Source organism: Streptomyces aidingensis (assembly GCF_900112355.1).
GTDB lineage: Bacteria > Actinomycetota > Actinomycetes > Streptomycetales > Streptomycetaceae > Streptomyces > Streptomyces aidingensis.
The window spans coordinates 1-5,361 of the sequence record NZ_FOLM01000036.1 but is presented as its reverse complement, the minus strand read 5'-3'; the positions used below and the strand labels follow the sequence as shown (position 1 = coordinate 5,361).

The following is a 5,361-nucleotide window of genomic DNA, read 5'->3' as shown; positions in this document are numbered from 1 at the left end:
CCTCCTGCGACGGACCATGCGGAGCAGTCAGCCCATTGGACGCACCGTCCTGATTCACCGCCGAACCCCGCACCACCGCCAGCACCCGATGCCCCCGCCGACGCGCCACCGACAACCGCTCCACCAGCAGCAGCCCCACCCCCTCCGACCACCCCGTACCATCCGCCCCCGCCGCAAACGACTTGCACCGCCCATCCACCGCCAACCCCCGCTGCCGCGAAAACTCCACAAAGGTCCGCGGACTGCTCATCACGGTCACCCCGCCGGCCAGCGCCAGATCGCACTCCCCCGAACGCAGCGACCGGATCGCCAGATGCAGCGCCACCAGCGACGAGGAACACGCCGTGTCCACCGTGACCGCCGGACCCCGCAGGCCGTAGGTGTAGGACAGCCGGCCGGACAGCACGCTGGAGAGGTTGCCGGCGAGCAGGAAGCCCTCGAACTCCTCCGGGGCGGCAGGCAGCCGGGAGGCGTAGTCGTCGTACATGGCGCCGGTGAACACGCCGGTGCCGCTGCCGCGCAGCGTCCCGGGGTCGATGCCGGCGTTCTCGAAGGTCTCCCAGGCGGTCTCCAGCAGCAGCCGCTGCTGGGGGTCCATGGCCGCCGCCTCGCGCGGGGAGAGGCCGAAGAACTCGTTGTCGAACTGGTCCGCGTCGTGCAGGAAGCCGCCCTCGCGGGTGTAGGAGCAGCCGGTGCGCTCCGGGTCCGGGTCGTAGAGCCGTTCCAGGTCCCAGCCGCGGTTGGCCGGGAACCCGCCGACCGCGTCGGTGCCCTCGGCCACCAGCCGCCACAGCTCCTCCGGCGAGCCCACCCCACCGGGAAAACGACACGCCATCCCCACAATCGCCACCGGCTCCTCCGACCCGGCACCCGGCCCCGCACCCCGCCCGGGCCGCGGCGCCGGCCGCGAAACGGGCCGTTCCCGCCCGGCCCGGGAGAGCAGGTGGGCCGCCAGCGCGGCCGGAGTGGGGTGGTCGAAGACCGCGGTGGCGGACAGCCGCAGGCCGGTGGCGGTGCCCAGCCGGTTGCGCAGATCCACACCGGCCATGGAGTCGAAGCCCAGGTCGCTGAAGGACCGTTCCGGGTCCACGGCGCTCCCTCCGGCGTGGCCCAGCACCACCGCGGCCTCGGCGCGGACCAGCTCCAGCACGGCGCCGGCCCGCTTGGGCCCGGGCAGCGCGGCGATCCGTCCGGCCCAGTCGGCGGCGGTGGCGGGGGCGGGGCCCGCCGGGCGCGCCGCGGGACGGACCAGCGCCCGGTACAGGTGCGGCACGGGGGCGCCGCCGCGCGCCTGCCGGGCGGGCTCCAGGGCGGCGGGCACCACCAGGGGCCGGCCGGCGGCGAGGGCCGCGTCGAAGAGGGCGAGTCCCCGCCGGGGCGTCAGCGGCAGCAGGCCGGACCGCTCCCATCGCTGCCGGCCGGCCTCGGTCAGTCCGGCGCCCATGCCGTGGGCGGTGTCCCACAGCCCCCAGGCCAGGGAGGTGGCGGCCAGGCCGCGCGCCCTGCGGTGGTGGGCCAGGGCGTCCAGGAAGGTGTTGGCGGCGGCGTAGTTGGCCTGGCCGGCCGCGCCGGTGATGCCGGACACCGAGGAGAACAGGACGAAGGCCGCCAGGTCCAGCTCCGCGGTCAGCTCGTGCAGGACGCGGGCCGCGCCGGCCTTGGGCCGCATCACCTCGGCCAGCTTCGCCTCGGTGAGGGACTCCACGGTCGCGTCCGCCAGTACGCCCGCGGTGTGCACCACGGCGGTCAGCGGATGCCGGCCGGGGAGGCCGGCGAGGAGCCGGGCCATCGCGTCCCGGTCCGCGGCGTCGGCGGCGGCGATGGTGACCTCGGCCCCCAGCGCGGTGAGTTCGGCGTCCAGTTCGCGCGCGCCCGGTGCGTCCGGGCCGCGGCGGCTGGTCAGCAGCAGCCGGCGCACCCCGTGTGCGGTCACCAGATGCCGGGCGAGCAGCGCGCCGAGGCCGCCGGTGCCGCCGGTGACCAGCACCGTTCCGGCCGGGTCGAGCCGCGGGGCCGCCGCGCCGGCCGGGCCGCAGCGCCCGAGCCGGGGGACGTGGATCCGGCCGCCGCGCAGGGCGAGCTGCGGCTCCCCGGTGGCCAGGGCCGCGGGCAGCAGGGCGGAGCCGGGGCCACCGGGGACAGCAGAGTCAACGGGGTCAACGGGGTCAACGGAATCAACGGGGCCATCGGGGGCCGCCGGGTCCAGGTCGGCCAGGACCACCCGGCCGGGGTGCTCGGTCTGCACGGAGCGGATCAGGCCCCAGATTCCGGCGGTGTCGAGGTCCACCTCGTCGGCGGGGGTCACCCCGACGGCGCCGCGGGTGACCAGCAGCAGCCGGGAAGCGGTGGTCCGCTCGTCGGCCAGCCACTCCTGGACCAGGCGCAGCACCCGCGCGGGTGTCGCGGACGGCAGGTCGTGCACCCGGACCACCGCCACATCGGCGTCCGTGGCCGGGCCCCGGTGCTCGGCCCAGCTCAGCGCGGGGTCCGCAGCGGGGGCGGGGATCACCGGCCAGTCCACGGCGAACAGCGCGTCGGCCACGCCGCCGGACGCCGCGGCCAGGCGCTCCCGGGCCACGGGGCGGAGCACCAGCGAGCCGACGGTGGCCACGGGCGTGCCGTCGGGGTCGTGCAGGGCCAGGCCCGCGGTGCCGTCGGCGCCCGGTGTGATGCGGACCCTGAGCCGGGTGGCCCGGGTGGGGTGCAGGGTGACATCGCTCCAGCCGAACGGCAGCGCCATGGCGTCGCCGGCGGTGCCGTCCTCGGGTGCGGCACCGGGCAGCAGGGCGTGCAGCGCCATGTCCAGCAGCGCCGGGTGCACATGGTGGCCGCCGGCGCCCGGCCGCGGTTCCTCGGGCAGGCCGATCTCGGCGAAGATCTCGTCGCCGCGCCGCCAGACCGCCTCCAGTCCCCGGAACGCCGGTCCGTAGCCGTAGCCGCGCTCGGCGAGACGCGCGTAGAGCCCGTCGACGGGCTCGGCGGCGGCGTCCTCGGGCGGCCAGACGCCCGTCCCCGCGGCATCGCCGGCGCCGCCGGGTGCGGCGGGCGGCCCGCCTGCCGGGGCCAGCGTCCCGGCGGCGTGCCGGGTCCAGGCCCGCGGTGCCGGGCCGTCGGCGCCGGATTCCGGGCGGGCGTGCAGTGTGAAGGCGCGGTAGCCGTCGGAGTCCGCCTCGGCGACCGCGAGTTGTATCTGCACCGCGGTGTCCCCCGGCAGTTCCAGGGGGGTCTCCAGGGTCAGCTCGGCCACCCGGGGGAGACCGAGCCGGCCGCCCGCGACGGCGGCGAGTTCCAGCACGGCGGTGGCGGGCAGCAGGGTGATCCCGGCGATGGTGTGGTCGGCCGTCCAGGGGTGTGCGGACCGTGCGATCCGCCCGGTGAACAGGGCGTCGGCGCGTCCGGCGCAGTCCACCTCGCCGGTCAGCAGCGGGTGTCCGGCGGGTTCCAGACCGAGGCCGCGGGCGTCGGTGCGGGCCTCGGGAAGCTGCCAGAAGTGTGCCCGCCGGAAGGCATAGGTGGGCAGCGGGACCGGGGCCGCGTGCGGGAAGAAGGTACCGGCGTCCAGGGGCGCGCCGTTCGCATACGCCCGGGCCAGGCCCGCGGCGAAGGTCCCGCCCTCGTCCTGCCCGGCCCGCAGCAGGGGCACCACCGTGACGGTGTCCGGCAGGGTGGTGCGGGCCAGGGGGGTGAGCACGGCGCCCGGGCCGAGTTCGAGCATGACGGTGGCGCCCTGGGCGGCGAGCCGGCGCACGGCGTCGGCGAACAGGACGGGTTCGCGGATCTGCCGGGCCCAGTAGTCCGGTGAGGTGAGCTGTTCCGCGGTGGCCGGTTCACCGGTGACCGCGGAGACCAGGGGGATGGCGGGCGGGTGGAACTCCAGGCCGACGGCGACCGTCCGGAACTCCTGGAGTATGCCGTCCATGTGCGGGGAGTGGAACGCGTGGCTCACGGTGAGGGGCTGGACGCGCCGGCCGGCCTCCCGCCACCGGGCGGCGATCCGTCCGGCCGCGTCGGCGTCGCCGGAGACCACGACGGAGCGGGGGGAATTGACGGCGGCGAGGGCGAGCCGGTCCTCCAGGCCGGACAGCGAACGCTCCGCCTCCTCCCGTCCGGCCTCGATGGCGATCATCGCGCCGCCCGCGGGTGCCGCCTGCATCAGCCGGCCGCGGGCCGCGACCAGCCGGGCGGCGTCGGGCAGCGAGAGCACCCCGGCCGCATGGGCGGCGGCGATCTCCCCGAGGGAGTGCCCGGCCAGCAGCGCGGGCCCGGTGCCGTGGTGTGCCAGCACCCGGAAGAGGGCCGTCTCCAGGGCGAACAGGGCGGGCTGGGTGAAGGAGGTGCGATGCAGCAGCCCGGCGTCCGGGCTGTCCTCGGGGGCGAACATCAGGTCGCGCAGCGGCCGGTCGAGCAGGCCGTCGAAGGCGGCGCAGATCTCGTCGAGCGCCGCGGCGAAGACTGGGTGTGCCGCGTACAGGCCGCGTCCCATGCCGGGGTACTGGCTGCCCTGGCCGGTGAACAGGAAGGCGGTGCGGGCGGTGTCGGCCGCCGTGCCCCGGTGCAGGTGCGGCGCAGCGCTGCCGGAGGCCAGGGCGTCCAGCCCGGCGCGGAGTTCACCGGCCCCGCGGCCCAGGATCACGGCGCGGTGCTCGAAGGCGGAGCGGGTGGTGGCGAGTGAGAGCCCGATGCCGCCGGGGTCCGCCCCGGTGGTGTCGAGGTGGGCGCGCAGCCGGGCGGCCTGGGCGCGCAGCGCGTCCTCACCGCGGGCGCTCAGCACCCAGGGCAGGGGGGTTGCCGGGGCGGTCGGGGTGCCGGTGTCGGGTGGGGCGCCGGGGCCGGGGTCGGGGTCGGGGGCCTGTTCGAGGATGACATGCGCGTTGGTGCCGCTGATCCCGAAGGAGGACACCCCCGCCCGCCGCGGCCGGCCCGCCCCCGGCCACTCCCGCGACTCCACCAGCAACGACAACCCGTTCCCCGCCCAGTCCACATGCGGCGACGGCGCATCCACATGCAACGTCCGCGGCAGCACCCCCTCCCGCAACGCCCCCACCATCTTGATCACACCACCCACACCCGCAGCCGCCTGCGCATGCCCGATGTTCGACTTCAACGACCCCACCCACAACGGACCCCCACCACCACGCGCCCGCCCGTACACCGCCGCCAGCGCCTCCGCCTCGATCGGATCCCCCAGCACCGTCCCCGTCCCATGCGCCTCCACCGCATCCACCTCACCCGCACCCAGCCCCGCATCCGCCAGAGCCGCACGGATCACCCCCTCCTGCGACGGACCATGCGGAGCAGTCAGCCCATTGGACGCACCGTCCTGATTCACCGCCGAACCCCGCACCACCGCCAGCACCCGAT

General features: G+C 76.6%; 1 protein-coding gene. It reads right to left on the bottom strand.

Going from position 1 to position 5,361, the window contains the following annotated elements; all coding sequences use genetic code 11:
• A partial coding sequence (locus tag BM242_RS28235) for a type I polyketide synthase (protein WP_139238494.1) occupies window positions 1–5,361 on the bottom strand: 5,361 nt, incomplete at both ends.